The organism is Rhizobium sp. S163 (assembly GCF_030380805.1).
Lineage (GTDB): Bacteria > Pseudomonadota > Alphaproteobacteria > Rhizobiales > Rhizobiaceae > Rhizobium.
Genome location: NZ_JAUDSA010000023.1, coordinates 1 through 565 on the forward strand (window position 1 = coordinate 1; position 565 = coordinate 565).

General features: G+C 54.2%; 2 tRNA genes and 1 rRNA gene. All 3 read right to left on the bottom strand.

The features are described 5' to 3' along the window. Window positions 1-29: 29 nt before the first annotated feature. Window positions 30-105: transfer RNA gene (locus QTL96_RS22625), tRNA-Ala, on the bottom strand. 104 nt (window positions 106-209) lie between these two features. Continuing rightward, window positions 210-286, bottom strand: a tRNA-Ile gene (locus QTL96_RS22630). A 207-nt stretch (window positions 287-493) separates the two neighbouring features. After that, window positions 494-565, bottom strand: a 16S ribosomal RNA gene (locus QTL96_RS22635); the annotation flags it as partial.

Sequence of the window (565 nt, forward strand, 5' to 3'; positions counted from 1 at the left end):
CAAAACCCTCAGGCTCGACACCATCGATTTGGTGGAGCTGAGCGGGATCGAACCGCTGACCCCCTGCTTGCAAAGCAGGTGCTCTCCCAGCTGAGCTACAGCCCCCTCCAGCTCGATCACCCCAGACGTTTCCATCCAAGGCTCGGCAACAATCCATAATCCCTTCAAGGCGCTCAAAGCACCCAAATCCAACAATCACTCGAAGTGAATGGTGGGCCTGGGAAGACTTGAACTTCCGACCCCACGCTTATCAAGCGTGTGCTCTAACCAACTGAGCTACAGGCCCAATCTCGATGAAAGGGTTTACGGTTTTGTCTTCATGAAGAAAGAGAAACGTGGACGGCGCAGTTCGCCATACCATCCGAGTGCCGAAGCACTTCCGTGGCGTATTGCGTTTCGATGGTCACCTGACTGGTGCCATCTATGTTCTAAAAAGCATTGGTAAGCTCATCCGGAGCGTGTCCGGCATCTTGCAATATCCAGGCTTCCTTAGAAAGGAGGTGATCCAGCCGCAGGTTCCCCTACGGCTACCTTGTTACGACTTCACCCCAGTCGCTGACCCTAC